Source organism: Streptomyces sp. XM83C (assembly GCF_023072675.1).
Taxonomy (GTDB): Bacteria; Actinomycetota; Actinomycetes; order Streptomycetales; family Streptomycetaceae; genus Streptomyces; species Streptomyces thermocoprophilus.
The window spans coordinates 1-26,280 of sequence record NZ_JALLGL010000011.1; the positions used below are offsets into that span (position 1 = coordinate 1).

Annotated in this window: 20 protein-coding genes and 1 tRNA gene; 9 read left to right on the forward strand and 12 right to left on the reverse strand. The window is 72.5% G+C overall.

What is annotated here, in order from left to right; all coding sequences use genetic code 11:
* Positions 1–221 precede the first annotated feature (221 nt).
* Both MTQ10_RS02710 and dacB read right to left on the reverse strand, forming a co-directional pair.
* Positions 222–1,346: a zinc-dependent metalloprotease gene (locus MTQ10_RS02710; RefSeq protein WP_247461791.1), complete on the reverse strand. Its 1,125-nt coding sequence runs from the start codon at positions 1,344–1,346 to the stop codon at positions 222–224.
* 215 nt (positions 1,347–1,561) lie between these two features.
* A complete protein-coding gene (dacB, locus tag MTQ10_RS02715) occupies positions 1,562–3,175 on the reverse strand; it encodes a D-alanyl-D-alanine carboxypeptidase/D-alanyl-D-alanine endopeptidase (protein ID WP_247461793.1) in 1,614 nt (537 codons plus the stop codon).
* Between the two features lie 79 nt (positions 3,176–3,254).
* Between dacB and MTQ10_RS02720 the strand changes: the two genes are divergently transcribed.
* A complete protein-coding gene (locus tag MTQ10_RS02720) occupies positions 3,255–3,746 on the forward strand; it encodes an inorganic diphosphatase (RefSeq protein ID WP_247461842.1) in 492 nt (163 codons plus the stop codon).
* 150 nt (positions 3,747–3,896) lie between these two features.
* On the forward strand, positions 3,897–5,621 hold the full coding sequence (locus tag MTQ10_RS02725) for a threonine/serine ThrE exporter family protein (RefSeq protein WP_247461795.1): 1,725 nt from the start codon (positions 3,897–3,899) through the stop codon (positions 5,619–5,621).
* A 95-nt stretch (positions 5,622–5,716) separates the two neighbouring features.
* Here MTQ10_RS02725 and MTQ10_RS02730 read toward each other — a convergent pair whose 3' ends face one another.
* Entirely contained in the window at positions 5,717–6,748 is a 1,032-nt protein-coding gene (locus tag MTQ10_RS02730) for a DedA family protein (RefSeq protein ID WP_247461798.1), read from the reverse strand.
* Between the two features lie 132 nt (positions 6,749–6,880).
* Between MTQ10_RS02730 and MTQ10_RS02735 the strand changes: the two genes are divergently transcribed.
* Both MTQ10_RS02735 and MTQ10_RS02740 read left to right on the forward strand, forming a co-directional pair.
* The gene (locus MTQ10_RS02735) at positions 6,881–7,246 is read left to right on the forward strand and encodes a YbjQ family protein (protein WP_247461800.1); all 366 of its coding nucleotides are present in this window, start codon (positions 6,881–6,883) and stop codon (positions 7,244–7,246) included.
* 4 nt (positions 7,247–7,250) lie between these two features.
* The gene (locus tag MTQ10_RS02740; protein WP_247461802.1) at positions 7,251–8,657 is read left to right on the forward strand and encodes a glutamate decarboxylase; all 1,407 of its coding nucleotides are present in this window, start codon (positions 7,251–7,253) and stop codon (positions 8,655–8,657) included.
* A 187-nt stretch (positions 8,658–8,844) separates the two neighbouring features.
* Here MTQ10_RS02740 and MTQ10_RS02745 read toward each other — a convergent pair whose 3' ends face one another.
* From MTQ10_RS02745 to MTQ10_RS02755, 3 genes are all read right to left on the reverse strand, one after another.
* Positions 8,845–9,486, reverse strand: coding sequence for a PadR family transcriptional regulator (locus MTQ10_RS02745; protein ID WP_247461804.1), 642 nt, complete (start codon positions 9,484–9,486; stop codon positions 8,845–8,847).
* 139 nt (positions 9,487–9,625) lie between these two features.
* Positions 9,626–11,089 carry an aldehyde dehydrogenase family protein gene (locus MTQ10_RS02750; protein ID WP_247461806.1) on the reverse strand — a complete coding sequence of 488 codons (1,464 nt, stop codon included), beginning with the start codon at positions 11,087–11,089 and terminating at the stop codon, positions 9,626–9,628.
* 291 nt (positions 11,090–11,380) lie between these two features.
* A complete protein-coding gene (locus tag MTQ10_RS02755) occupies positions 11,381–12,205 on the reverse strand; it encodes a helix-turn-helix domain-containing protein (protein ID WP_247461844.1) in 825 nt (274 codons plus the stop codon).
* Between the two features lie 367 nt (positions 12,206–12,572).
* On the opposite strand from MTQ10_RS02755, the gene MTQ10_RS02760 reads away from it, so the two are divergent.
* Positions 12,573–13,070, forward strand: coding sequence for an ATP-binding protein (locus MTQ10_RS02760; protein WP_247461808.1), 498 nt, complete (start codon positions 12,573–12,575; stop codon positions 13,068–13,070).
* Between the two features lie 202 nt (positions 13,071–13,272).
* Here MTQ10_RS02760 and MTQ10_RS02765 read toward each other — a convergent pair whose 3' ends face one another.
* Positions 13,273–13,542, reverse strand: a complete 270-nt coding sequence (locus tag MTQ10_RS02765) for a DUF397 domain-containing protein (protein ID WP_110629541.1) — start codon at positions 13,540–13,542, stop codon at positions 13,273–13,275.
* A gap of 481 nt (positions 13,543–14,023) precedes the next feature.
* On the opposite strand from MTQ10_RS02765, the gene MTQ10_RS02770 reads away from it, so the two are divergent.
* Entirely contained in the window at positions 14,024–14,572 is a 549-nt protein-coding gene (locus MTQ10_RS02770; protein WP_247461810.1) for a hypothetical protein, read from the forward strand.
* Between the two features lie 160 nt (positions 14,573–14,732).
* Positions 14,733–15,314, forward strand: a complete 582-nt coding sequence (locus tag MTQ10_RS02775; protein ID WP_374117554.1) for a DUF4232 domain-containing protein — start codon at positions 14,733–14,735, stop codon at positions 15,312–15,314.
* A 161-nt stretch (positions 15,315–15,475) separates the two neighbouring features.
* Here MTQ10_RS02775 and MTQ10_RS02780 read toward each other — a convergent pair whose 3' ends face one another.
* Entirely contained in the window at positions 15,476–16,621 is a 1,146-nt protein-coding gene (locus tag MTQ10_RS02780; RefSeq protein WP_247461812.1) for a DUF2786 domain-containing protein, read from the reverse strand.
* A gap of 111 nt (positions 16,622–16,732) precedes the next feature.
* Here MTQ10_RS02780 and MTQ10_RS02785 point away from each other — a divergent pair, with 111 nt between their 5' ends.
* A complete protein-coding gene (locus MTQ10_RS02785) occupies positions 16,733–17,470 on the forward strand; it encodes a Clp protease N-terminal domain-containing protein (RefSeq protein ID WP_247461815.1) in 738 nt (245 codons plus the stop codon).
* Between the two features lie 132 nt (positions 17,471–17,602).
* Positions 17,603–19,303 (forward strand): bifunctional 3'-5' exonuclease/DNA polymerase, encoded by a 1,701-nt coding sequence (locus MTQ10_RS02790; protein WP_247461816.1) that lies wholly within the window; start codon positions 17,603–17,605, stop codon positions 19,301–19,303.
* A 42-nt stretch (positions 19,304–19,345) separates the two neighbouring features.
* Here the strand turns inward: MTQ10_RS02790 and MTQ10_RS02795 are convergent, their stop codons facing one another.
* From MTQ10_RS02795 to MTQ10_RS02810, 4 genes are all read right to left on the reverse strand, one after another.
* Complete coding sequence (locus MTQ10_RS02795; RefSeq protein WP_247461819.1) at positions 19,346–22,873, reverse strand: AfsR/SARP family transcriptional regulator; 3,528 nt, start codon at positions 22,871–22,873, stop codon at positions 19,346–19,348.
* A 295-nt stretch (positions 22,874–23,168) separates the two neighbouring features.
* Positions 23,169–24,062 (reverse strand): glycosyltransferase family 2 protein, encoded by an 894-nt coding sequence (locus MTQ10_RS02800; RefSeq protein ID WP_247461848.1) that lies wholly within the window; start codon positions 24,060–24,062, stop codon positions 23,169–23,171.
* 189 nt (positions 24,063–24,251) lie between these two features.
* Positions 24,252–24,328 (reverse strand) — tRNA-Thr (locus MTQ10_RS02805).
* A 165-nt stretch (positions 24,329–24,493) separates the two neighbouring features.
* Entirely contained in the window at positions 24,494–26,116 is a 1,623-nt protein-coding gene (locus MTQ10_RS02810) for an alpha/beta hydrolase (RefSeq protein ID WP_247461821.1), read from the reverse strand.
* Between the last annotated feature and the right edge of the window lie 164 nt (positions 26,117–26,280).

Consider the following 26,280-nt stretch of genomic DNA (forward strand, 5'->3'; position numbering starts at 1 on the left):
CGCCGCGACCGCAGGATGGGGACCCATGTCCGGTTCCCTTCATGAAGTTTTTTCGGGGGGTGAGCCCGTGTCGGTCACTCAGAGTGTGTCGATGGTGACAGAAACGGGCGGTTCCCTGAGCATTGCACGCCTGTCCACGGCTCACGGTCCCTCGGACGGGTGATTGGAGGGGCGTTCGCCTGCCGTCGGCCGAATGTGTTTCACGACGGTCGCCGCCGGGTTCACTGTTCGGGTTTGCGGTGCACCCGGGCGACCCAGTCCGCGGGTTTGGCGATCTCCGCTTTGGTGGGGAGGGTGTTGGGGGAGGTCCACACCCGGTTGAAGCCGTCCATGCCGACCTCGCCGACGACGGCCCGTACGAAGCGTTCGCCGTCGCGGTACTGCCTCAGTTTGGCGTCGAGGCCGAGGAGTTTGCGCAGGGCGAGGTCGAGGCGGGAGGCGCCCTTGGCGCGGCGCTGCTGGAACTTCTCGCGGATCTCGGCGACGGTCGGTACGACCTCGGGGCCGACGCCGTCCATGACGAAGTCGGCGTGGCCTTCGAGGAGGGACATGACGGCGGTGAGGCGGCCGAGGATCTCGCGCTGGGTGGGGGTCTGCACCAGTTCGACGAGGGACCGGCCGCCGTCGTCCTCCTCGCCCTCGGGCCGGCCGCCGGCCAGGGTCTGGGCGGCTTCCCGGATGCGTTCCAGCACGGTCATCGGGTCGACGTCGGTCTCCGCGAGGAATGACTGGATCTCGCCCTCGAGGTGGTCGCGCAGCCAGGGCACCGCGGAGAACTGGGTGCGATGGGTCTCCTCGTGCAGGCACACCCACAGGCGGAAGTCGTGGGGCTGGACGTCGAGTTCGCGCTCGACGTGGACGATGTTCGGGGCGACCAGCAGCAGCCGTCCGCCGCCGTTCTCGCCGGCGGGCAGGTCGCGGGTGGCGGGCGCGAACGTCTCGTACTGGCCGAGGACGCGGGAGGCCAGGAACGACAGCAGCATGCCGAGTTCGACGCCGGTCACCTTGCCGCCGACGGCGCCGAAGACGGCGCTGCTGGTGCTGGTACCGCGGCGGTCCTGCATCTTCTCCAGCAGGGGTTTGAGCAGTTCCCGGAATCCGGCGACGTTGGCGCGCACCCAGCCGGGGCGGTCGACGACGAGGACCGGGGTGTCGTGTTCGATGTCGGTGCCCATACGAGTGAAGCCCCGGACGTGCTCCTCCGAGGCTTTCGCGTGCCGGCGCAGCTCCGCGACGACGGCCCGGGCCTCGTCGCGGCTCACCTCGGGGCCCGGCCGCACGAGCCGGGTCGCGGTCGCCACCGCGAGATTCCAGTCGACCATCTCGGCTCCACCGATGCTCGTCATGCGTCAACGGTACGTGAGCACCGGCCGCGGGGGCAGGGCTGCGCGGCGGGGGCGGGGCGCGCGGGCTTCCGCGGCCCCGGTCGTACGGCTGCGGGCGGCCGGTGCCGGGTGCGCCGGGCGTCGGGCCGCACGGGCGCTCCGGGCGGCCCGTACGGGGTGCGCGGGGTGTGCGGTGGGCGCCGCCGGCCCGGCCGTGGGCAGCGGGGCCGTCCCGGTCAGCGGCAGCCGCAGCCCGCGAGGGTGGTGGCGGCCCTGTCGAGGGCCTTCTGGGCGGCTGTCGGGTCGGTCGTCCCCGACGACAGGAAGGCGAAGGCGAGGAGCCGGCCGTCCTGGTCGACGACGGTTCCGGCGAGGGTGTTCACGCCGGTGAGGGTGCCGGTCTTGGCGCGTACGACACCGGCGGCGCCGTCGCCGTAACGGCTGGTCAGGGTGCCGGTGAAACCGGCCACGGGGAGGCCGGTGAGGACGGGGCGGAGTTCGGGCCGTGAGGGGTCGCCGGCGAGGGCGAGCAGGTCGGTGAGCAGGTCGGCGGTGAGCCGGTCGGTGCGGTCGAGGCCGCTGCCGTCGTGGAAGACGGCGCCATCGAGGCGAAGGCCGAGCTTCTTCAGCTGGGCGGCGACGGCGCGTCCGCCGCCGGTGAAGTCGGCGCGTTCGCCGGTGGCGACGGCGGTGTGGCGGGCCAGGGTCTCGGCGATGTCGTTGTCGCTGTTGGTGAGCATGCGTTCGACGACGGCGGACAGCGGCGGTGAGGAGACGGTGGCGAGGGTCTGGGCGCGGCCGGTGGCCTTGGAGGGGCCGGGCGGGCTGGTCTTGATGCCGTGTGCGGCGAGGAAGCCGGCGAACTTGGCGGTGGCGTCGGCCGCCGGGTCCGCGACGCGGGGCGCCGGGCCGCTGGCGGAGCCGTCGGTGCGGCCCTCGTCGGCGGTGAGGGCGGTGACGAGGGCGATGTTGGGGTTGACCCCGATGGGGTGAATCCGCGGTCCGGTGAAGAGCGTCGTGTCGTACGACAGGGTGACCTGGCGGATGCCGCGTTTGTGCAGGGCGGCGGCGGTGTCCGCGGCGAGGTCGCGCAGATCTGCGGCGCCCGTGGTGTCCTGGCGTGCGGTGAGGGTGGGGTCGCCGCCGCCGACGAGGACGAGTTCGCCGGTGTCGGCCTCCAGGGCGGCGCGGGTGGTGAAGCGGTGGTCGGCGCCGAGCGCGGACAGCGCGGCGACAGCGGTGGCGATCTTGGTGGTGGAGGCGGGGACGAGCGCCTGCCCGGCGCCGGCGCCGTACAGGCGGGTTCCGGTGGCGACGTCGACGACGGAGGCGGTGTGCCGGGCGCCGAGGGCGGGGTCCTCCAGCAGAGGTCCGAGGAGGCGGGCGAGGGCCTTGGCGCTGGGCAGGTCGGGGGCCTTGGGGCCGGCCTGGACGGCGGTGGTGGCGCCGCCGAGTCCGGTGAGGACGGGGGGCGCGCTGGGTGCGGGCCGGGGGCTCGCGGTCGTTTTTCCGGGGGTACGGCCGTGATCTGCGCCACCCGTGCGCTGCTGGGCGGCGGCCCACTGCCGCTCGGCCGTACGCTGACCCGTGGCGTCCCAGGGACCCGCGGCGGACACCACTCCGGCGGCCAGTGCCAGCCCGGCGGTGGCGGCACCCGCGGTGTACTGCCAGGTCTTGCTGGTGTCCGGCCGCGTCACCCGCCTGAGCTGCGGTTTCACGGCCTGCGCGAGCCGTGCGACCCGCGGCCGGGCCACCGTCGCGACGCGGGCGAGACGCGGCCGTACGGCGGCGGCGATCCGCGCCACGTGCGGTCCCGCGACCCGCCAAGGCCTCAGTTCTGGCACGACCACCAGCCCCTTTCGCGATCACACACCTGCGTGAGGGACACTTAATCACCCGAAGTATGTGCTGATCATGGAGGAGCCACCGGTGGAGTTCGACGTCACGATCGAGATCCCGAAGGGTTCGCGGAACAAGTACGAGGTGGACCACGAGACCGGCCGGATCCGCCTGGACCGTCGACTCTTCACCTCGACCGCCTACCCGACCGACTACGGCTTCGTCGAGAACACCCTCGGCGAGGACGGCGACCCGCTCGACGCGCTGGTCATCCTGGACGAGCCCACCTTCCCGGGCTGCCTGATCCGCTGCCGCGCGATCGGCATGTTCCGCATGACCGACGAGGCGGGCGGCGACGACAAGCTGCTGTGCGTGCCGGCGACGGACCCGCGTGTCGAGCACCTGCGCGACATCCACCACGTCTCCGAGTTCGACCGCCTGGAGATCCAGCACTTCTTCGAGGTGTACAAGGACCTGGAGCCCGGCAAGTCCGTCGAGGGCGCCAACTGGGTGGGCCGTGTCGACGCCGAGGCCGAGATCGAGCGGTCGTACAAGCGTTTCAAGGAGCAGGGCGGCCACTGAGGTCTCCTGCGTCCCGTCCGCCCCTGGGCGGAGCGAGCGGGCCGTACGCGTGCGCGTGCGGCCCGTCCGCATGTCCGGGGGCAGGTGGGTAACGAGGTCTGTGCGCATACTGAGGCAGGGCGCAGGCGTCGTAGAGGGAGTGCTGCGGAAGTGACGGAGGCGGAGGACCGCAAGCCGCAGTCCGACGAGGTGCGGAGCAGCTACGACCCGGAGATCACGTCGGAGTTCGCCGTCCCCGAAGGGCTCGCCGTGCCGAAGACGGCCGGGGACGCGGAGACCACGTCGGAGTTCGCCGTCCCCGAAGGGCTCGCCGTGCCGAAGACGGCCGGAGAGCCCGAGACCACCTCCGAGTTCGCCGTCCCGGAGGGGCTGCACGTGCCGCAGCCGCCCGCGGGCGAGGCGGAGGGGTCGGCGTTCAGCCCGCCGAGCACCTACAGCGTCCAGAGCCCGCCTCCCGCGTTCACGCCCGCCTCCGGGCTGCCCGCCGTCAGCCTCACCAAGGACGTGCCCTGGCAGGACCGGATGCGCACGATGCTGCGCATGCCGGTCGCCGAACGTCCGGCGCCCGAGCCGGTGCAGCGGGGCGAGGAGGGCGGCCCCGCCGTGCCACGCGTGCTCGACCTGACGCTGCGTATCGGCGAGCTGCTGCTCGCGGGCGGCGAGGGCGCCGAGGACGTGGAGGCGGCGATGTTCGCCGTGTGCCGCGCCTACGGGCTGGACCGCTGCGAACCCAACGTCACCTTCACCCTGCTGGCGATCTCCTACCAGCCGTCGCTGGTGGAGGACCCGGTCACGGCGTCCCGGACGGTACGGCGGCGCGGCACCGACTACACGCGGCTGGCGGCCGTGTTCCGGCTCGTGGACGATCTCAGTGACCCCGAGACGCATGTGTCGCTGGAGGAGGCCTACCGGCGGCTCGCGGAGATCCGCCGCAACCGCCACCCGTATCCGGGCTGGGTGCTGACCGCGGCCAGCGGACTGCTCGCCGCCGCGGCGTCCGTGCTGGTCGGCGGTGATGTCACCGTGTTCTTCGCGGCGGCGCTCGGCGCGATGCTCGGCGACCGGCTGGCGTGGCTGTGCGCGGGGCGCGGGCTGCCGGAGTTCTACCAGTTCATGGCGGCGGCGATGCCGCCCGCCGCGATCGGGGTCGCGCTGACGCTGGCGCACGTCGACGTGAAGGCGTCCGCGGTGATCACCGGTGGGCTGTTCGCGCTGCTGCCGGGGCGGGCGCTGGTCGCGGGCGTGCAGGACGGGCTGACCGGCTTCTACATCACGGCGTCGGCGCGTCTGCTGGAGGTGCTGTACTTCTTCGTCGGCATCGTCATCGGCGTGCTCGTGGTGCTCTATCTGGGGGTGCAGCTGGGGGCGCACCTCAACCCCGACGCGGCGCTGGGCATCACGGAGCGCCCGCTGTGGCAGATCGGCGCGTCGATGCTGCTGTCGCTGACGTTCGCGGTGCTGCTCCAGCAGGAACGCTCCACCGTGCTGGCCGTGACGCTGAACGGCGGTGTCGCCTGGTCGGTGTACGGGGCGATGCGCTACGCCGCTGATCTGTCGCCGGTCGCCTCCACGGCCGCGGCGGCGGGGCTGGTGGGGCTGTTCGGGCAGCTGCTGTCGCGCTACCGGTTCGCGTCCGCGCTGCCGTACACGACCGCGGCGATCGGGCCGCTGCTGCCGGGCTCGCCGACGTATTTCGGGCTGCTGGCCATCACGCAGAACGAGCTGGACAAGGGGCTCGTGTCGCTCACCAAGGCCGCGGCGCTGGCCATGGCCATCGCGATCGGCGTGCACCTCGGGTCGGAGATCTCCCGGCTGTTCCTGCGGGTCGGCTCGGCGGAGAAACGCCGGGCGGCGAAGCGGACGCGGGGGTTCTAGAAGCTGTGGCGCAGGCCCGCCGGACGGGCAGGTCCGGCGGGCCGGGGGCTGTCAGGCGCGTGAGAGGTCACGGCCGTGCCGTCACGGGCGCGGCGTCACCGCCCGCCCTGGTCGTACGGGTACTGGCCCCCGTAGGGCTGGGGCTGCTGCGGCTGCGGCTGCGGGTAGTACGGCTGCTGGTGGCCGTGGTTCGTGTCGGCGTACTGGTCGTGGCCGTTGCCGTACCCGCCCTCGTAACCGTTGCCGTGGCCGTTGTCGTACCCGCCCTCGTAACCGTTGCCGTAGCCGTTCCGGTCGTAGCCGCCCTGGTTCTGGCCGTACCCCTGCCGGGGCTGCTGCGGCTGCGGGTACTGCTGCTGGGGCTGACGGGGCTGCTGCGGCCGGCCGTAGGCCTGGGGCTGCTGCGGGGCGTCGTCGATGCGGCGCAGCTGGGTCGTCGCGTCGTCCATGACCGGCGGGTGCGCCGTCGCGGCCTGCGGGTCCTGGTCCTGGAGCTGCTGCGGGGCGCGCTTCTTCTTGGCGCGCTCGCGCAGGTACTCGATGGCGATCGGCACGACGGAGATCAGGACGACCAGTACGAGGATCGCCTCGATGTTGGTCTTGATGACCGTGATCTGGCCGAGCCAGTAGCCGGCGAGGGTGACACCCGTGCCCCAGGCCGCGCCGCCGATGATGTTGTACGTCAGGAAGGTGCGGTACTTCATCCGGCCGGCGCCCGCGACGATCGGGCCGAAGGTGCGCACGATGGGCACGAAGCGGGCGAGGACGATCGCCTTGGGCCCGTACCTCTCCATGAACTCGTGCGCCTTCTCCAGGTTCTCCTGTTTGAAAAGCTTGGAGTTCGGTCTGTTGAACAACCTCGGCCCGAAGAACTTGCCGATCGTGTACCCCACCTGGTCGCCGATGACGGCCGCCAGCACGATCAGCGTGCACACCAGCCACAGCGGCTGGCTGATGTAGTTCCCCTCGGCCACGAACAGGCCCGCGGTGAACAGCAGGGAGTCGCCGGGCAGGAAGGCGAAGAGTCCGGACTCGGCGAAGACGATCAGCAGAATGCCGGGCAGGCTGAAAGTCCTGATCAGATAGTCCGGGCTGAGCCACTCGGGGCCGAGCGCAAGCGTGGTCACGGGATCGTGGCTCCTGCGGGTGGGAGACGGGCGGGACTGGCTGCCCAAACGTATCAACGTGGCGGTGCCGCCCCAGGTTCCATGGGTGCCCTCAGGATGCACCGTGGCCGCGTTGGGGCAAAGCTGTGATCCATGAGCCTTGACGACTTCGGTGGCGGCCAGGGGCCGCAGCCCGACGTGCTCGTGGTCACCACGAACGACGTGCCGGGCTACCGCGTCCAGCAGGTGCTCGGTGAGGTGTTCGGACTGACGGTGCGTTCACGGCACCTGGGCAGCCAGATCGGCGCCGGGCTGAAGTCGATGATCGGTGGTGAGCTGAAGGGGCTCACCAAGACACTCGTGCAGACCCGCAACCAGGCGATGGAGCGTCTGGTCGAGCAGGCACGCGCGCGCGGCGCCAACGGCGTGCTGATGTTCCGTTTCGATGTCACCGAGGCGGCGGACGTCGGCACCGAGGTGTGCGCCTACGGCACCGCCGTGGTCCTGGTCCGGGAGTAGGCCCATGGCTCTGCACCGAGGTCCGGGCGCGCCCGACGAGCGCCCTGTCGCGATCAACCCGTTCTACGGGGAGGCGAACCCGGCGGTCGGCATGACCGAGGCGCCGCCCAAGCACCGGCTGCCCGACTCGCCCATGCCGCCGTCGACCGCGCACCAGCTGGTGCGGGACGAGCTGATGCTGGACGGGAACGCGCGGCTGAACCTCGCCACGTTCGTCACCACCTGGATGGAACCCCAGGCCGGTGTCCTCATGGCCGAGTGCCGCGACAAGAACATGATCGACAAGGACGAGTACCCGCGCACGGCCGAGCTGGAGCGGCGCTGTGTGGCGATGCTCGCCGACCTGTGGAACGCACCCGACCCGAGCGCGGCCGTCGGCTGCTCCACGACCGGGTCGAGCGAGGCCTGCATGCTCGCCGGGATGGCGCTGAAGCGGCGCTGGGCGCGACGGAACGCCGACCGGTACCCGGGGGCGCGGCCCAATCTCGTGATGGGGATCAACGTCCAGGTCTGCTGGGAGAAGTTCTGCAACTTCTGGGAGGTGGAGGCGCGGCTGGTGCCGATGGAGGGCGAACGGTTCCATCTCGACCCGCAGGCGGCGGCCGAGCTGTGCGACGAGAACACCATCGGCGTCGTCGGTGTCCTCGGCTCCACCTTCGACGGCTCGTACGAGCCGATCGCCGAGCTGTGCGCGGCGCTGGACGCGCTCCAGGAGCGCACCGGCATGGACGTCCCGGTGCATGTCGACGGGGCGTCCGGCGCGATGATCGCGCCCTTCCTCGACGAGGACGTGGTGTGGGACTTCCGGCTGCCGCGTGTGGCGTCGATCAACACGTCCGGGCACAAGTACGGGCTGGTGTATCCGGGGGTCGGCTGGGCGCTGTGGCGGGACGCGGAGGCGCTGCCGGAGGAGCTGGTGTTCCGCGTGAACTATCTGGGCGGCGACATGCCGACGTTCGCGCTGAACTTCTCCCGGCCGGGGGCACAGGTCGTCGCGCAGTACTACACGTTCCTGCGGCTGGGCCGCGCCGGTTACCGGGCGGTTCAGCAGTCCACGCGGGACGTGGCCCGTTCGCTCGCGGAGCGGGTGGCGGCGCTGGGTGACTTCCGGCTGCTGACGCGGGGCGACGAGCTGCCGGTGTTCGCGTTCACCACGGCGGACGACGTGACGGCGTACGACGTCTTCGATGTCTCCCGGCGGCTGCGGGAGCAGGGCTGGCTGGTGCCGGCGTACACCTTCCCGGCGAACCGTGAGGATCTGTCGGTGCTGCGGGTGGTGTGCCGCAACGGGTTCTCCGCCGATCTGGCCGACCTGTTCGTGGAGGACCTGACGCGGCTGCTGCCCGAACTGCGGCGGCAGCCGCATCCGCAGACCCAGGACCGGGCGGCGGCGACGGGGTTCCACCACTGAGGACGCCGGGGACCATCGGGGGCAGCCGAGAACCACCGGGGACCGCAGGGGACCGCCGGGGACCACCGAGAACCGCAGGGGGCCGCCGAAGACCGCCGCGAACCGCAGGGGACCACCGAGAACCACCGGGGACCACCGGGGACCGTCGAGGGGCCGGCGCGAAGACGGTACGGCTGTGGGGCGGGCCTCAGAGGTCGTCGCCGGGGTAGTGCTCCCCGGTCGCGTAAGGGTTCTCCCGGCCGTCGGGGAGGACGGCGACGAAGGGCGCGCCCTCACCGGCGAAGGTGTAGGCGCCGCCCTCGACACGGTCGATGAGGCCGCGGGTCCAGGCGGCCTGGCTGTCGGCCGTGTGGAGCCACATGTTCATGACCTCGCCGAGGTGGCCGAGCTTCTCGGTGCCGCCCTCGGGGATGTAGTGGTCGGTGACGGACTCGCGCCAGACGGCGAGCCGGCGCAGCCGTTCCCGCAGCAGCCCGACCACCTCGGCGCGTTCCAGGTCGACCATGAAGCCGATCGCCGCCGACAGCACGTCCACGCCGCGGTCGGGCACGACGAGCGCCTCGCGCAGGAGGCGCAGATACTCCTCGCCCCCAGCGTCGGTGACCTCGTACTCGACGCGGGGTGGTCCGCCGGCCGTGGAGGGGGCCATCTCGTGCGCGCGCAGCAGGCCCTGCCGGGCCATCTGTTTCAGCGCGTGGTAGATCGATCCGGGCTTGGCGTGGGACCACTCGTGCGCGCCCCAGTACTCCAGGTCGTTGCGCACCTGGTAGCCATGGGCGCGCCCGTGCTGGCGGACGGCCCCCAGCACCAGGAGTCGGATCACAGACATGGGGCACAGCGTAAGCGGGGCCGTTTTTCGGACGTTTCCGGGGTTGGCCGGTCCCGCCTCGCATGCGCCGGGCCCAGGACTCTTTCAGGCTCTTCCGGGCTCTTCCGTGCTCTTTCGGACTCTTGCGGGCAGGCCGCCCTCAGAAGGGGAACGCGCTGCGCCCGTGCTGCACGGAGATCCACTTCAGGGTAGTGAAGGCGTCCAGGGTGGACTCGCCGCCCAGACGGCCGATGCCGGAGTTCTTCTCGCCGCCGAACGGCACCAGCGGCTCGTCGTGGATGGTGCCGTCGTTCACATGGAACATGCCGGTGTCGATGCGCTTGGCGAAGGCGACGCCGCGTTCGACGTCGGCGGTGTGGACGGCGCCGCTGAGGCCGTACGGGCTGTCGTTGACGATGCGGACGGCCTCCTCCTCGCCGTCGAAGGTGATGAGGAGGGCGACGGGGCCGAAGATCTCCTTGTGCAGCAGGGAGGAGCCGGCCGGGACGTCGGTGAGGACGCTGGGGCCGACCAGATTGTCGCTGGTCTCCCCGCGGACCAGGACGGTGGCGCCCTCCGCCTCGGCCTGTTCGACGGTGGCCGTGATCTCGTTGGCCTGGAGGGCGTTGATGACCGGGCCGATCAGGGTCTGCGGGTCGCGCGGGTCGCCGGTCTTGAGCGTACGGACCTTGGCGACGAACTTGGCGGTGAACTCCGGGGCGACGGAGCGGTCCACCAGGACGCGGTTGGCGGCCATGCAGACCTGGCCCTGGTCGGCGTACCGGCTGAACACGGCCGCGTCGACGGCGTAGTCGAGGTCGGCGTCGTCGAGGACGACAAGCGCGCTGTTGCCGCCCAGTTCCAGGACGGTGCGCTTGAGCTGGGCGCCGCACACGGTGGCGATGTGCCGGCCGATCTTGTCGGAGCCGGTGAAGGAGATGACCCTGGGCACGGGGTGCTCCAGGAACGCGTCACCGATCTCCGCGATGTCGGTGAGGACGACGTTGAGCAGACCGGGCGGCAGCCCCGCGTCCTCGAACAGCTTGGCGATCAGGGTGCCGCCGGCGATCGGGGTGTCCTGGTGCGGCTTGAGCACGACGGCGTTGCCGAGGGCGAGGGCGGCGGCGACCGGCTTGAGCGACAGCAGGAACGGGAAGTTGAACGGGCTGATCACACCGACCACGCCGACGGGGACGCGGTAGAGGCGGTTCTCCTTGCCTGCGACCGGGGACGGCAGGATGCGGCCCTCGGCACGCAGAGTGAGCTGGGCGGCGTCCCGCAGGAACTCCTTGGCCAGACCGATCTCGAAGGCGGCCTTGAGTCTTGTCCCGCCCAGCTCGGCGGTGATCACCTCGGTGATGTCCGCCTCGCGTTCCTCCACGAGCCGCAGCACCCGCTCGAACACGGCCCGCTGGCTGTAGGGGTTGGTCGCGGCCCAGGCCCGCTGGGCGCGGGCGGCGGCACGATAGGCCTGGTCGATCTCGTCGACCGTGGCTATCGGGATCGACGCCAGTTTGGCGCCGTCGTACGGATTGAAGTCGATGATGTCCCAGGAGCCGGTACCCGGACGCCATTCACCGTCGATGTACTGCTGAGCCAGGTCGGTGAAGCAGGACGACGACATGCGATCCCTCAAATCCGGTGGCGTCTCCGATCAGCCTGATCACTCGTCATCGTAACGGCGATTTACGCGAGTTGAAGGGGCTTCAGAAACCCATGGTGAACACATGGGGAACGCTCACAGCCACCCTTGGTTCCCACGCGGCGCGGGCACAATCGGCAGCCGGTGCGGTGATCGGTGACCGACTGACTGCCGGCGATCGCCTGCCGGTGCTCGACCATCGGCCATCGGCCATCGGTCATCGGTGACCGACTGCCGGTGATCGGCTGTCGGCTGTCGGCTGTCGGCGATCAGCTACGACAGCTGGAGCAGTCCGCGCAGCAGGTCGCGGCTCTCGGCCGGACCGGGGCTGTCCTGCTGGAGTTCCTTCAGGGCCTGCTCGTACTGCAGTACGTCCTCATGCTTGTCGAGGTAGAGGGCGCTGGTGAGCTGTTCGAGGAACACCACGTCCGACAGGTCGGACTCGGGGAAGCTGAGGATGGTGAAGGCTCCGGACTCGCCGGAGTGGCCGCCGAAGCTGAACGGCATGACCTGGAGGCGCACATTGGGCCGCTCGGACATGTCGATCAGATGCTGCAACTGCTCGCGCATCACGTCCCGGTCGCCGTAGGGGCGGCGCAGGGCGGCCTCGTCGAGCACGATGTGGAACTCGGGCGCGTTCTCCGCGACGAGATACTTCTGCCGCTCAAGGCGCAGCGCGACGCGCTTCTCCACGTCCTCCTCGCTCGCGCCCTTCATGCCGCGCCGGACGACAGCGCGGGCGTACGCCTCGGTCTGTAGCAGCCCGTGCACGAACTGCACCTCGTAGACACGGATGAGGGACGCGGCGCCCTCCAGGCCCACATAGGTGGGGAACCAGTTGGGCAGTACGTCGGAGTAGCTGTGCCACCAGCCGGCGACGTTGGCCTCGCGGGCCAGGGCGACGAGGGCGTTGCGCTCCTGCTCGTCCGTGATGCCGTACAGCGTCAGCAAGTCCTCCACATCCCTCGTCTTGAAGCTCACCCGGCCCAGCTCCATCCGGCTGATCTTCGACTCGGAGGCACGGATGGAGTAGCCCGCCGCCTCGCGGGTGATCCCGCGCGCCTCGCGCAGTCGCCTGAGTTGCGAGCCGAGCAGCATGCGTCGCACCACCGATCCGGGCTCTCCCGCGCTCACGTTCGCCTGCCTCCCCAACCGTCTTCAGGGCCCGAAGTCTGCCACTAAAACACTTCGAGCTGTACTCGCGCGATTACAGAGACGGAAAGAAGTCGAAGGGTCCGTTTCCGCATCGGTCCCGGTCCGGACGGCGGCAGGGTCGTGAACGGGTCAACGGATGGCGGGAGTTGCGCGAGAAGGTGGCGGAAAATATGGACAAGAAGCGGTACGGGAGGGTCCAATTCGGCCACGTGCACGTGCATCTGCCCTTGCATCTGTTGTGCGCATCCGAAACCATGGTCCCGCGCCACCGCCGCATCGCACCGACCGCGAATCTCCGGGAGTGCCTCGCATGGGGACGAATGGATCGACCATGCTCGAGCCGTTACGGCAGGGCCTTCCGCCGCTGGATCCCGCGGCCGTGTCCGACGCCGCCTCCTGCGCCCTCCCCGCCCGCTACGAAGCGGTGCGCGAGGCCCGGCAGTTCACCCGCAGCACTCTCGACCAGTGGGATCTCGGCGAACGTCTCGACGACATCGGTCTCGTCGTGTCGGAACTGGTCACGAATGCCCTGCGGCACGCCCTGCCGTCCGACCATGCGCGCATATCCGAGCAGCCCGCGGTACGGCTCCACTTGATGCGGTGGGCGGAAAGACTGGTGTGTGCGGTACGCGACCCCAGCAAGGAGTCGCCCGTGGCCCGGGAGACCGACGACTTCTCGGCGGAGTCGGGCCGCGGGCTTTTTCTTGTCGACTCCTTCAGCGACAGCTGGGGCTGGCACCCGCTCGCCGGCACACTCAGCGGCAAGGTCGTATGGGCCCTGTTCCGGCTGCGGCCCTGCGGCGACTGACGATCCGCGGCTCCTATCGGCGCTGCGGATCTACGCGCGTCGCCGCGGTTGTTCCGCCCACGGGGTTCCGTCTCGCCGAGCAGTACGGCCGTCGCGTCGCCGGGCGGCCGTCGCGTCGTCGGGCGGTACGGCCGTCGCGTCGCCGGCCGGTGCGAGGTGTGCGGCCCGCTGTGCCGGGTCGCCCCGCCGTGACTGTGCCGGGTCAGCCCGCTATGAGGTGGTCGAACTCGCCGTCCTTGACGCCGAGCAGCATCGCCTCGATCTCCGCCCGGGTGTAGACGAGCGCCGGGCCGTCGGGGAACCGCGAGTTCCGCACGGCCACGTCGCCGCCCGGCAATCGGGCGAACTCCACGCAGGAACCCTGCGAGTTGCTGTGCCTGCTCTTCTGCCAGGCCACACCGTGCAGCCGCGTGGCGGCGATGCCGTTGTACACGCCGGACGCGTCGTGTGCGTCGTACACGTCGTGATCCACAGGTCGCTCCCCAGTGGTGCACCGGCTGATGAGGCCGAAGATGCAACGGTTAATGAATGGGTCAACTGAGCCGGATCATAGCTGTGTTCACGTGCAGATGCATGGGCAGATGCACGTGCACACGGGGTGTTCCTCCGGTTACAGCTTTGACGGACGCTTTACCGAAATCCGTCCAGCGTCTGCCCCCAGGAGCGCATGACATGCCTGCGTCCTCCAGCCCCCGCCGCGATCCCGCGCACCGTCCGGCGCACCGGATCGTCCGGATCGAATCCCTCGTGTACTAGGAAGAGACGCTCGGGGCACCGTTCCTGTTCCAAGGTGGGGGTGATCGTCCTCGCGATCTGCCCGGAGCGGCGTCCTGGCCGAAAGGGCCGGGGCCCGTGTGACGGGAGACAGACACAGAACCGGTTGGTAACTTGCTGCGGACCATCGGCCGTCGCGGCGGCCGTACGGCTACAGCTTGGGGGCTCCAGTGATCTCGGTGAACTTCCCGCGCCCGTCCCGCCGTTCTCCCGGGGACCGGCCCCGACGACCGGTACGGGGTGCGACGGCGGTCGCCGCGCTGGCGGGCGCGCTGCTGCTGACCGCGTGCGGTGGCGGCGGCTCCGACGACCGGTCCGACGACAACGCCTCCGCCTCGCCGTCCCCGTCGGCCACGGCGAGCGCCGACACAGGCGGGGGCACGGGCGGCGGCGAGGCCTCCGGCAAGCCGGCCGACGGGATGGAGGGCAGCTGGCTCGCCACGACCGGCGGGAAGGCGGTGGTGCTGGTGATCACCGGCACCGACGCCGGGGTGTTCACGACCGGCGGCAGCGTGTGCAACGGCACCGCCGAGAACGCGTCCGGCACCCGGACCATCCGCCTCAAGTGCAACGACGGCAACACGGACCGCGCTTCGGGCACCGTCGACTCGCTCTCCGGGAAGACGCTGAAGGTCACCTGGACGGGCAAGGCCGGCACGGAGACGTTCACCCGCGCGGAGGGCGGCGAACTGCCGACCGGGCTGCCCACGGCGGGCATCGGGGGCTGACAGCCGGGCCGCTGGTGGGGCGGCCAGAGGCGACCGGTCGGGGGCGTCCGCTCGGCCGGACCCGCCTCGAAGTCCGCGCGCGGGGCGGGCGCGCCACGCCCCTGCACCAGGCCCGGCAACCTGACCTCGGGTCCGCGCGCGGGGCGGGCGGGATTGCGCGATGATCCTCGTGCACAGCAACGACCTCAGAGGAACCCTCATGCGCGTCCTGCCGATCAGTGTGACCGCCGTAGCCGCCGCTCTCCTCCTCACCGCCTGCGGAAGCGGCGACGACGGCCCGTCCGGTACGGGCGGCTCCGGTGCCGACGGCGGCGCCAAGAGCGGGGACGTCGTGGCCTGCCGGATCGGCGACATCGGCGCCGAGGTCGGCCCGGTCAGCGAGGCTCCGGCCGCCGGTGACACCGGCACGGTGACCGTCACCCTCACGGGGCGCGGCGACGAGTGCACCCTGGACGGCTTCCCGCAGGTCAAGCTGAACGCGGGCGGCACGGACACCGAGGTCCCCGCCGACGAGGCGGCGCAGAGCCAGAAGCTGACGCTGGCCGAGGGCACGGAGGCGTCCTTCACGGTCACCTATGTGCGCGGCGGGACCGGGGCGGGCCTTCCCGTCGACAAGCTGACCGTGGGCCTGCCGGGATCCGACGCGGCAAGCAGCTTCCCCTGGGCGTACGGCCCCGTGGCCGCCGACGCGAAGGGCGCACCCGAGGCGACGGTGAGTGCCTTCCAGCAGGGCGGGGACTGACGGTCCGGTGTTCGGTGCCGGGGTCGGGCGCCGGAGGTGCCGGGGCAGGCGCCCCAAAGCGGGAGCGGGCGGCGTTCGCGCCGGAGGCTGCCGGTGCGCGCGGCCGTCCCTGAGCGCCGTATCGGACAGGTCGTCGACCGACAGGCTCCTCCGCCTCCAGGTCAGGGCAGTCTGCGGCGGGACGCCACCTGGGCGCGGTCGGCGGCCTGGGCGCCCTCGGCCCAGCCCGCGGCGTCGGTCACACCGCGCAGGCGGGTCGAGACGGTCTCCGGGAACATGCGGTCGGCCGCGGCGGTGACGGCCACCTCACGGGAGGCGAGTACCGGCAGCAGCTCCGCACCGGCCTCGCTCTCGGCGACGGCTTCCTCGGCGGCGGACACCAGCCGTATGCCGATGCGGTGCGCGTAGGCGGCGAGGAACGACTGCCGGAAGGTCTTGGTCCGTTTGCGTCCGCCGCGGCGCTGCGCGGCCTCCGCCTTGGACAGCGCCGACTGCGCCTGCACCAGCAGCGAGGTGTACAGCAGCTCGACGGCCTCCAGGTCCGCCTCGTAGCCGACGACCGTGGAGAAGGCGAGCGGTTCGTTCCACACCGCGCGGCAGTGGTTGGCGCGGGCCACCGCGTCCAGCAGCACCGCTTTGGCCTGCTCGTACGGAGGTTCGACGCCGATGCGGCAGGCGCCGGGCGCGTCCGGGTCGGCGTCGCGCGCGGCGAGCAGCGCCTCGTCCACGCTGTGCCGGGCCATCAGCTCCTGCGCCTTGGCGGTGAGCGCCTCGGCCTCCTCCGGGTATCCCGTGGCCTCGGCCTTGGCGAGCAGCGCGCGGATGCGGGTGAGCATGCGGGAGTCGGCCGCGGTGTCCCGGCGGGGGGACGCGTGGCGGCGTGGTTCCTCCAGCGACTCCAGGGTGGGGAGTCGCAGCAGCAGCCGGTACAGCTCCAGGACGGTGGTGGCGTGCGTGAAGCGGTCCGTGCGCGGCGGCTCCTGCGAGGGCAGCGCCTCCAACTGCGCCGCCCAGCGCCGGCCGCGCGGGCGGTCGTCGGGCGCCTGGGCCCGGATCAGCGCCGATGCGAGGCGCACATGGGCGTCGGCCAGCTCGCGCCGCACGATGCGCTCCACGTCGGCGGGCTGCCAGCCGCGCCGCCAGGCAGCCGCGACGAACTCCCGGCCGCGCCGCGCGACTTCCGCGTCCGCCGAGGGGTCGGCGGCGAGGAGGGATGCGCCGGTGTCGAGGCCGGTGTCCCCGGCGTCGTACAGGCCGGCCGCGAAGGCTCGGTCGACGGTGTCCGTCGGGCTGTCGGTGGTGCTCACCCGTCGATCGTGACACGAGGGTCCGACAGCGGTGCTCCACGCCCGCCGGACCACCCGGGCACATGTCAACTTCGGGTTGACGCCCTCCTCTTGTCAACCTACGGTTGACAGATGTCGACCCACCCGAACATCACCTCCTCCGTACGTCTCGACGACCTCATCACGGCCATCAAGAAGGTCCACGACGAGCCCCTCGACCAGTTGCAGGACGCCGTGATCACCGCGGACCACCTCGGCGATGTGGCCGACCACCTCATCGGCCACTTCGTCGACCAGGCGCGCCGCTCCGGCGCCTCCTGGACCGACATCGGCCGCAGCATGGGGGTCACCCGGCAGGCCGCCCAGAAGCGGTTCGTGCCCAAGGAGTCGGCCGACCTGGACCCCGGCCAGGGCTTCAGCCGGTACACCGTCCGCGCGCGGAACGTGGTGATGGCCGCCCACAACGAGGCCATCGCCGCCCGCAACCCCGAGGGCCGCCCCGAGCATCTGGTCCTGGGCCTGCTGGCCGAGCCGGAGGCGCCGGCCGCCAAGGCGATCACCGCGCAGGGCGTCCTCCTCGACTCCGTGCGGCAGGCCGCCGGCGCCGCCCTGCCCCCGCCCGCCGAGAACGTGCCGGACCTGATCCCGTACGGCTCCGACGCCAAGAAGGTCCTCGAACTCACCTTCCGCGAGGCCCTGCGCCTCGGCCACAACCACATCGGCACCGAGCACCTGCTGCTCGCGCTGCTGGAGTTCGAGAACGGCGAGGGCGTCCTGTCCGGCCTCGGCATCGCCAAGGCGCCGATGGAGGCATGGCTGCTCACCACGCTCGACAAGATCAAGGCCACCTCGGACGACGGACAGGTCTGACGCCAGGCCGAGGAGCGGGCGCCCCCGGCCGGCGCACCGCCCCTGAGTCCGCGGCCCCCCGCCCCGACGGGCGGGCCCGCGCCGGAACCGGCGTGGAGGGCCGTTGTCAGACCCTCCTGCCACACTCGCACCATGACCGACCGCTGGGCACTCGCTCCGGCCGAGGACGGTGGCGTGGAGATCGCCCCCCTCGGCCCGGACGGGCTGCCCGCGGGACCGGTGCGCCGGGAGGACGACCTGGCGCGGGCGGTGCGGGACCGGCCGCATGTCGCCCGCTGGGTGTGGCGCTCGACGGCCGAGGTGTATCCGCGCCTGCTCGCCACGGGGGTGCGAGTGGAGCGGTGCTACGACATCGAGGACGCCGAGACGCTCCTCCTGGGCCACGAGGGGCGGTACGGGGAGCCCCGCTCGGCGGCGGCCTCGCTGGCCCGGCTGCGCGGCACCCCCGTACCGCCCGATCCACCCCAGCGCGCGGCCGAACCGGGCGCCCAGTCCTCCCTCTTCGACCCGCAGGGCATGAGCGACCGTCTGCCGCTCGCCGACCTGCTCGAGGTGTACGCCGAGCAGCAGCGGCGGCACGACCGGGCCGAGCACCCGGACCGGATGCGGCTGCTGACGGCCGCCGAGTCGGCGGGGACGCTGGTGGCCTCCGAGCTGAACCACACGGGCCTGCCCTGGCGGGCCGACATCCACCGCCAGGTGCTGCACGACCTGCTCGGCGAGCGCTACCCGGGCGGCGGTGAGCCGCGCCGCCTCGCCGAACTGGCCGAGGAGGTCTCGGCCGCATTCGGCCACCGGGTCCGCCCCGACCTGCCCGCCGATGTGGTCAAGGCGTTCGCCCGGGCCGGGATCAAGGTCAGATCGACGCGCCGCTGGGAGATCCAGTCGATCGACCACCCGGCCGTCGCACCCCTGCTGGAGTACAAGAAGCTGTACCGCATCTGGGTGGCGCACGGCTGGTCCTGGCTCAAGGACTGGGTGCGCGACGGACGGTTCCGCCCCGAGTTCCTCGCGGGCGGCACGGTCACCGGCCGCTGGGTCACCAACGGCGGCGGCGCCCTCCAGATCCCGAAGGTGATACGCCGCGCGGTCGTCGCCGACCCCGGCTGGCGGCTCGTCGTCGCCGACGCCGACCAGATGGAGCCGCGCGTCCTCGCCGCGATCTCCCGCGACCCCGGCCTGATGGAGGTCGCCGGCCGGGAGACCGATCTCTATCAGTCCGTGTCCGACCGCGCCTTCTCCGGCGACCGCGCCCAGGCCAAACTCGCCGTCCTCGGCGCCGTCTACGGTCAGACCTCCGGCGACGGCCTGAAGAACCTCGCCGCGCTCAGACGCCGCTTCCCGAAGGCCGTCGCCTACGTCGACGAGGCCGCGCGCGCCGGAGAGGAAGGGCGGCTGGTGCGCACCTGGCTGGGCCGGACCTGCCCTCCGCCCGCCCGGACGCGGGAGGACACCGAGGAGGAGGCGGGCATACCCGACCCCTCCGGCAGCGGGGAGGACGACGGCGACACCGCCTGGGTGCCCGGGTACGCGTCCACCGACGCCCGCGCCCGCGGCCGATTCGCCCGTAACTTCGTCGTGCAGGGCAGCGCCGCCGACTGGGCGCTGCTGATGCTCGCCGGGCTGCGGCAGCGCACCGCCCGGATGGCCGCCGAGCTGGTCTTCTTCCAGCACGACGAGGTGATCGTGCACTGCCCGGCCGAGGAGGCGGACACCGTGGTGGCGGCGATCCGGGAGGCGGCGGAGCTGGCGGGACGGCTGACGTTCGGCGAGACGCCGGTGCGGTTCCCGTTCACGACGGCGGTCGTGGAGTGCTACGCCGACGCCAAGTGACCCGGCGTCAAGGCTCGTGGCGGCCATGACGCCGGTACGGGATCAGCCGACGGGAGCGCCGTCGAGCAGGGCCCGCAACTCGTCGGCGACGCCCTTCTCGTCCGTGCCGTCCAGCGCGGCGAGAGCGGAGCGCCACGCGGTGCGCGCCTCCGCCGTACGCCCCTGTTCGTGCAGCAGCAGGCCCTGCTCGTGCCGGGTGAGAGCGCCGGTGTAGCAGTCGGCGCGGGCGGCGGCCCGCTCCAGCAGGTCGGTGCACTCGCGGCCGGCCCGCTCGGTGCGGCCGAGCAGGCGCAGGGCGCGGACCAGGCCGAGCCGGGTCTGTGACTCCCCGTGCCAGTCGCCGTGAGCGCCGAGGATGCGCAGGCTCTCCTCGAAGTGCGGCAGGGCGGCGGCCGGTTCACCGAGGGACAGGTGCGCGTGGCCGATGTTGCAGTGCGCGGTGTGCTGCACGATCACATCGCCGACGGCGTCCCCGAGGGCGAGGGAGCGCCGGTGCTGCTCGATCGCGGCGCGCGGGTCGGTGTGCTCGTACAGGTTGCCGAGGTGGCTGCGGGTGACGGCCTCGCCGTGGAGGTCGCCCAGCTTTCGCGCGTGGGCGAGGCTCTGGAGCAGCGCCTCCCCCGACTCGGCGTACCGGCCGAGGCCTTCGAGGAGCAGGCCGCGGTTGTTGAGGCAGCGCTGCACGTGGGAGACGTGGCCGAGGCGGCGCCAGATGCGCAGGGCGCGGTCGTTGAGGGCCAGGGCCTCACCGAGCCGGCCGGTGAGGAAGCGCACGCCCGCGACATCGACGAGAGCGTGCGCCTCGGCCGGCGGGTCGTTCAGCCGGCGTGCCGCGCAGAGCGCGGCCCGGCCGAGCACCTCCATCTCGGCGACCCGGCCGCCCCGCCGCAGGCAGGGGAAGAGGAGGCGCAGGAGGGTGGCGACCGGGGCGTCTGTGGCGTTGCCGGGCGCGTCCGTGGCCCGCTCCACGAGCGCCACGATGTTCTCCGACTCGGCGTCGGCCCAGGCGAACGCCGCCGCCGCATCGTCGAACGGCGGTACGGCCGCCACGCGTGCGGCGTGCCCCGTCGGTTGGGCGGCGGTCGGCTCACGCCGGTCCTCCACATCACGCCGCCGCTCGACGACCGCCTCCAGCACACGCTCGGCGACGGCGGCGTACCAGTCGAGCGCGGAGAGGGAGGCGGGGGCGACGGGCGCGGCGGGCGCGGAGGAGAGGGCGCAGCCCCTCGTGGACTCGGTGGCGGTGGCTGGGGTGCCGCCCGAAACGGGCTCGGGACCAGCGGCGGAAGCGCCACCCGAAACGGGCTCGAAACCGGAGGCGGGGGTGCCACCCGAAACGGCCTCGGGACCGGCGGCAGGGGTGCCGTCGGGGCCGGTGTCGGTGGTGCGTCCGCCTCTCCCGAGAGGGTCGGGGGCCGGAACGCGGGGATCACCGCCGAGGGCGTCGGGACCCGTGGCGTGGCTCGTCGCCGTGTCGTCACCGCCGGTGGCGGCCAGTTCGCGGGCGCAGTCGCGTACGAGGTCGTGGGGGGCGTAGCGGCCGTACGCCGTCTCCTCCAGGAGCGCGACATCGACGAGCCGGTCGAGTGCGGCCTCGGCCCGGCGCTCGTCGGCGCCGATCAGGTGCGCCACCAGGGTCGCGCCGTACGAGGGCAGGTCGAGCGCGCCGATGTGGCGCAGGGCGACGGCCGCGTCCCGGTCGGCCTCCCGCTGCCCGCGGGCCAGCGCGTCATGGGCGACGGCCAGGGAGCGGCGGACGCTCAGGTCGTCGTACTCCAGATGCGGCAACCTGCTCTCCGTCGCCGCCAGTTGGTCGGCGAGCACCTCGGGGGTGAGCGCGCGGCGCGCGGCCAGCCGGGCGCCGAGCACGCGGAGCGCGAGCGGCAGCCGACCGGACAGGTCGACGAGCGGATGGTCGGCGTCCAGTCCGTCCCGCCCGGACACGGCCCGCAGCAGGGCGGCGCTGTCCTGCGCGGAGAGCGGAGCGAGCGGTACGCGACGGGCGCCGTCGAGGGCGGTCAGCGGCGAACGGCTGGTGATGACGACCGCGCAGCCCGGCCCGGCCGGGAGCAGCGGGCGTACCTGCGCGGCGCTCGCCGCGTCGTCCAGTACGAGCAGGGTGCGGGTGGGTGCGAGCAGGGACCGGAGCAACGCCGCTGCCGCGTCCGGGTGTTCGGGGATGCGGCGCGGGTCGGCGCCGACGTCCCGCAGCAGCGAGGCGAGCGCCTGGCCCGGGGCGACGGGGGCCATGCCGGGGGTGGCGCCGTGCAGGTGAACGTAGAGCTGACCGTCGGGGAAACGTTCCTTCAGCTGATGGGCGAGGTACAGGGCGACGGCGCTCTTGCCGACGCCCGCGGTGCCGGTCACGACGGTGACGGCACCGGTGCCGCCGGTCAGCGCGGAGCGCAGCTCGGCCAGGACGGCACGGCGGCCGGTGAAGTGGGCGGGGGCGGGAGGCAGTTGCGCAGGCCGGGGAAGCCAGCCGCCCTTCATGACCGCGAGCGGCCGGCCGACGCCCGGTGTGCCGGGGAGGCCGCCGGTGTCGCCGGGCCGGGCGGTGCTGCCGGGGCTGTTCTCACCGCCCTCGACACCCCGACCGCCGCCCTCACCGGCGGACCGTTGCTCTCCGGACTCCCCCGGCCCCCGCAGCACCTCGAGGTGGGCCACCCGCACCGCGGGCCCCGGTTCGACGCCCAGTTCGTCCAGCAGGCGGGCGCGCAGATCGCGGTGGACGGCGAGGGCCTCGGCGCTGCGTCCGGTGCGGTGCAGGGCGAGCATCAGCTGGCGGTGGCAGGCCTCCCGCAGCGGATGCTCGGCGGCGAGTGCGGCCAGCTCGGGCACGAGGGCGTCCAGCCGGTCCCCGCCTCGGGCCAGCTCGGCGTCGTAACGGAGTTCGAGCAGCAGCAGCCGTATCTCCTCCAGCCGCTCGACGAGGGAGTGGCTGACGAGGCCGTACGGCAGCCCGCTCCCCGGGGCGCCGCGCCACAGCGCGAGGCCCTCGGTGCTCTCTTGCAGGACCCGGTCCCAGGCGCGCTCGGCGTGGGCGCTGCGTGCGGCGGCGAGGTGGCGTTCGAAGGCACGGATGTCCAGTTCACCGGGGTCGACGCGCAGCAGATAGCCGGGCGGCACCGTGCGCAGCCGGTCGGGATCGTCGAGGAGGCGGCGCAGCCGGGTGACGTGGTTGTGCAGGGAGGCCCGGGCGGTGGCGGGCGGGAAGGAGCCCCACAGAGCCTCTTTGAGCGCGTCGACGGAGACGACCCGCCCGGCCTCCAGCAGCAGGGCGGCGAGCAGCGCGCGCAGTTTGGGACTGCCGACGGGGCGGGCGACGGGAGTGCCGGTGCCTTTGGTGACGGGCGTGCCCGTGCCGGTGCCTTTGGTGACGGGCGTGCCCGTGCCGGTGCCTTTGGTGACGGGCGTGCCCGTGCCGGTCGGGGAATTGGTGCCGGGATCGGCATGGATGCCGTCGCCGTGGGCAGAACCCTGCAACGGCGCCGGTGTCCCGCCCGGCTCCGGCGGTACGAAGAGGACGGGCGGCCCCAGAAGGCCGAAGCGCAGCGCGTATCGCTTCACGCCGCCACTGCCTTCCCGCGCTTTTGCGCGCCGGATCGCGCCGCCCGGCGGTCCCCCGCCGTTCCGGCGGACGTCTGCCACCCAGAACTGTTGGCCATATGTTAGCCGTCTGTTGGCGCGCCCTGATGTGATCATTACACCGGGTTCGGCCCCGACGGTGCGCGCGTCGATCGCGTTGCTCGGGGGAGTGTCGCCGCCGTGGCCGTATCCGGGTGACGTGTCAGGGGCTCCGGTCGATGAGGTGAACGACCGGAGCCCCTGTCCCGTGTCGGGCGCGTCTGTCGAAGCCGACGCTTCAGAGCACCGGCGGACGCCCCAGGCGCGTGAGCCGCCACACCGTGCGCCAGCGCATGGGCCGGCGCTCACCGGCCGGTTCGCGCACCCCCTCCATGAACCCGCCGAACCAGGCGCGCAGCCCGCCGAGCGACCGGACGCGCAGCAGCGTGACGGCGATCCAGATGCCCAGGTGGACGGGGATCAGCGGCAGCGGCAGCCGGCGCCGGACCAGCCAGACGCGGTTGCGGGCGTTGACCCGGTAGTAGATGGCGTGCCGGGCGGGCGAGGTCTTGGGGTGCTGCAACAGCAGCTCGGGCGCGTAGAGGATCTTCCAGCCGGCGTCGGCGGCCCGCCAGGCGAGGTCGGTCTCCTCGTGGGCGAAGAAGAACTCGCCGGGCCAGTCACCGATCTCGTCGAGCATCGCCATGCGGAAGGCGTGCCCGCCACCGAGGAACCCGGTGACATAGCCGCCCTCCATGGGGTCGGAGTTGCCGGGGCGCGGCACGTGCCGCCGCTGGGTCTCGCCGTTCTCGTCGGCGATACGGAAACCGACGATGCCGAGGCGCGGGTCGGCGGCGAAGTGATCCCGTACGCGGCGCAGCACATCGGCGTCGACGAGCAGACCGTCGTCGTCCAGCTCGACGACGATGTCGGTGTCGCCGTACTCCCGCAGCCGCGCCAGGGCGACGTTGCGGCCACCGGGGCACCCCAGGTTCTCCTCGGTCTCCAGGACGGTGACCTCGCCGGGCAGGGACAGACGCTCGGCGAATCCGGGCAGCTCGCAGCCGTTGCCGACGATCACGATGCGGGCGGGCGGCACGTCCTGCTTGGCGACGGACTCCAGCAGGGCGTCGACCTCCGCGGGCCGGTTGCCCATGGTCACCACGGCGACCGCGATCCTCGGCTCCTGCACGTCCCTCACCAACCCATCCGGCACCGGCGACGCGTCCCTGCCGCGCGCCGCCCGTCGTTCACCAAGATGTTGCCTCAAGCACCCCGCCCGCCTTGACGCCGGTCCGCCCACAACCGCCGCCCCGGGCGGACCCTCCCCCGCCTCACACAAGAAAACCCCAGATCAGAAGCTTCTGACCTGGGGTCCCAGTGGAGCCGCTTTCGGGATTCGAACCCGAGACCTACGCATTACGAGTGCGTTGCTCTGGCCATCTGAGCTAAAGCGGCGCGCTGTCCACACCTATGGTGCGATCAGCAACGTCGGTAAGTCTACACAGTTTCCGGGGGTGCTTCGTACCGCCCCCCGGCCCGGGCCCGGTGGGGCCGGTGCGGGGGACGGGGGACGGGCCGAAGCCGATGCGTGCGGGGGCCGGGTGCCGGGTCCTCGCGCAGTTATGAGCAGCGCTTTCCGTCGGCCGGGGGTGTGCCGTGCAGCAGGTAGGCATTGATCGCGGAGTCGATGCAGGCGCTGCCGCGGCCGTAGGCGGTGTGGCCGTCGCCGTCGTAGGTGAGCAGGTGGCCGGAGGAGAGCTGGCCGGCCAGGGACTGCGCCCAGCGGTACGGCGTGGCCGGGTCGCGGGTGGTGCCGACGACCAGGATCGGCGCGGCGCCCTTCGCCTCGATGCGGTGCGGTGCGCCCGTGGCCCGCACCGGCCAGTACGCGCAGTTCAGGGAGGCCCACGCCAGGCCCTCACCGAAGACGGGGGACGCCTTTTCGAACGCGGGGAGCGACTCCGTCACCTCACCGGGGCCGTCGAAGGCGGGCGGGAGGTCGACGCAGTTCACGGCGGCGTTGGCGGACATCAGGTTGCTGTAGCGGCCCTCGGAGTCCCGCTCGTAGTAGCTGTCGGACAGCGCCAGCAGGCCCGAGCCGTCGTTCTGCTTCATCGCCGACGTCAGCGCCGATCGCAGCTGCGGCCACGCCCCTTCGTCGTACATCGCGGCGATCACACCGGTCGTGGCGAGGGCTTCGCCGAGCTTGCGGCCGTCGGCGTCCCCGGCCGGGATCGGCCTGGCGTCGAGCCGGTCGAAGAACGCGCGCAGCTTGCGGCCCGCGTCGTCGGGCTTCGTGCCGAGCGGGCAGTCGGCGTGCCGCACGCAGTCCTGTGCGAACGACCGGAACGCCGTCTCGAACCCGGCCGTCTGGTCCAGGTTGATCCGCCGCGCGTCCAGCGACGGGTCCATGGCGCCGTCCAGCACCAGCCGGCCCACCCGCTCCGGGAACAGTCCCGCGTACGTCGCCCCGAGGAAGGTGCCGTACGACGCCCCGACGTATGTCAGTTTCCGGTCGCCCAGCGCCGCCCGCACGATGTCCATGTCCCGTGCCGCCTCCACGGTGGAGACGTGCCGCAGCAGCTGCGGGGAGTCCGCGCCGCAGCCCTCCGCGAACTTCTTCTGCGCGCCGGCCAGCAGATCCTCCTCCCGCGCGTCGTCGGGCGTGATGTCCGTCTGCGTGTACGCGTCCATCTCGGGCCCGTTCAGGCAGTCCACCGGCTCGCTGCGGGCGACGCCACGCGGGTCGACCGCCACCATGTCGTACTGGGCGCGGACCTCCGCGGGGTAGCCGAGCGCCGCGTACTGCTGGAGGTAGCCGATCGCCGAGCCGCCCGGGCCGCCGGGGTTGACCAGCAGGGAGCCGAGCCGCTTTCCGGGGCCGGTGGCCTTCTTGCGGGCCACGGCGAGCCGTACGTCCCCCGCGGACGGCTTCGCGTAGTCGAGCGGCGCCTTCAGCGTGGCGCACTCGAAACCGGGCACACCGCAGCTGCGCCAGGCCGGCCGCTGCCCGTAGTACGCCGCCAGCGCGCTCGGCGTCGCCGCGGGCAGCGCGTCGAGTGTCGTCGCCGCGCGGGCCGCCGTGGACGCGGTGGAGCCGTCGGCGTCATCGGCCGAGCAGGCGGAGACGAGGAGGGCGGCGGCCAGGAGTGCCGCCGCGGCACGCGCGCCGCGGCACGCGGCGCCGCCCGGGCCGGACGGGAAGACGGTGCGGGTTGTGCGGTCGGGACGCCTTGAGTGCATTCCGTGAGCGTAACCCTGCGCGACGTGACCGTGGCGCTGCGTGTGCGATGCGCTTCGTTCGGGGGATGCCGTCAACGCGGGTGGGGGCGTCACCCTGGACGGTGCCCCGCAGGGCAGGGGCGGGGTCGGCCCGCGCCCCCGCCCCGGAGGGCAGGGCCGAGGGT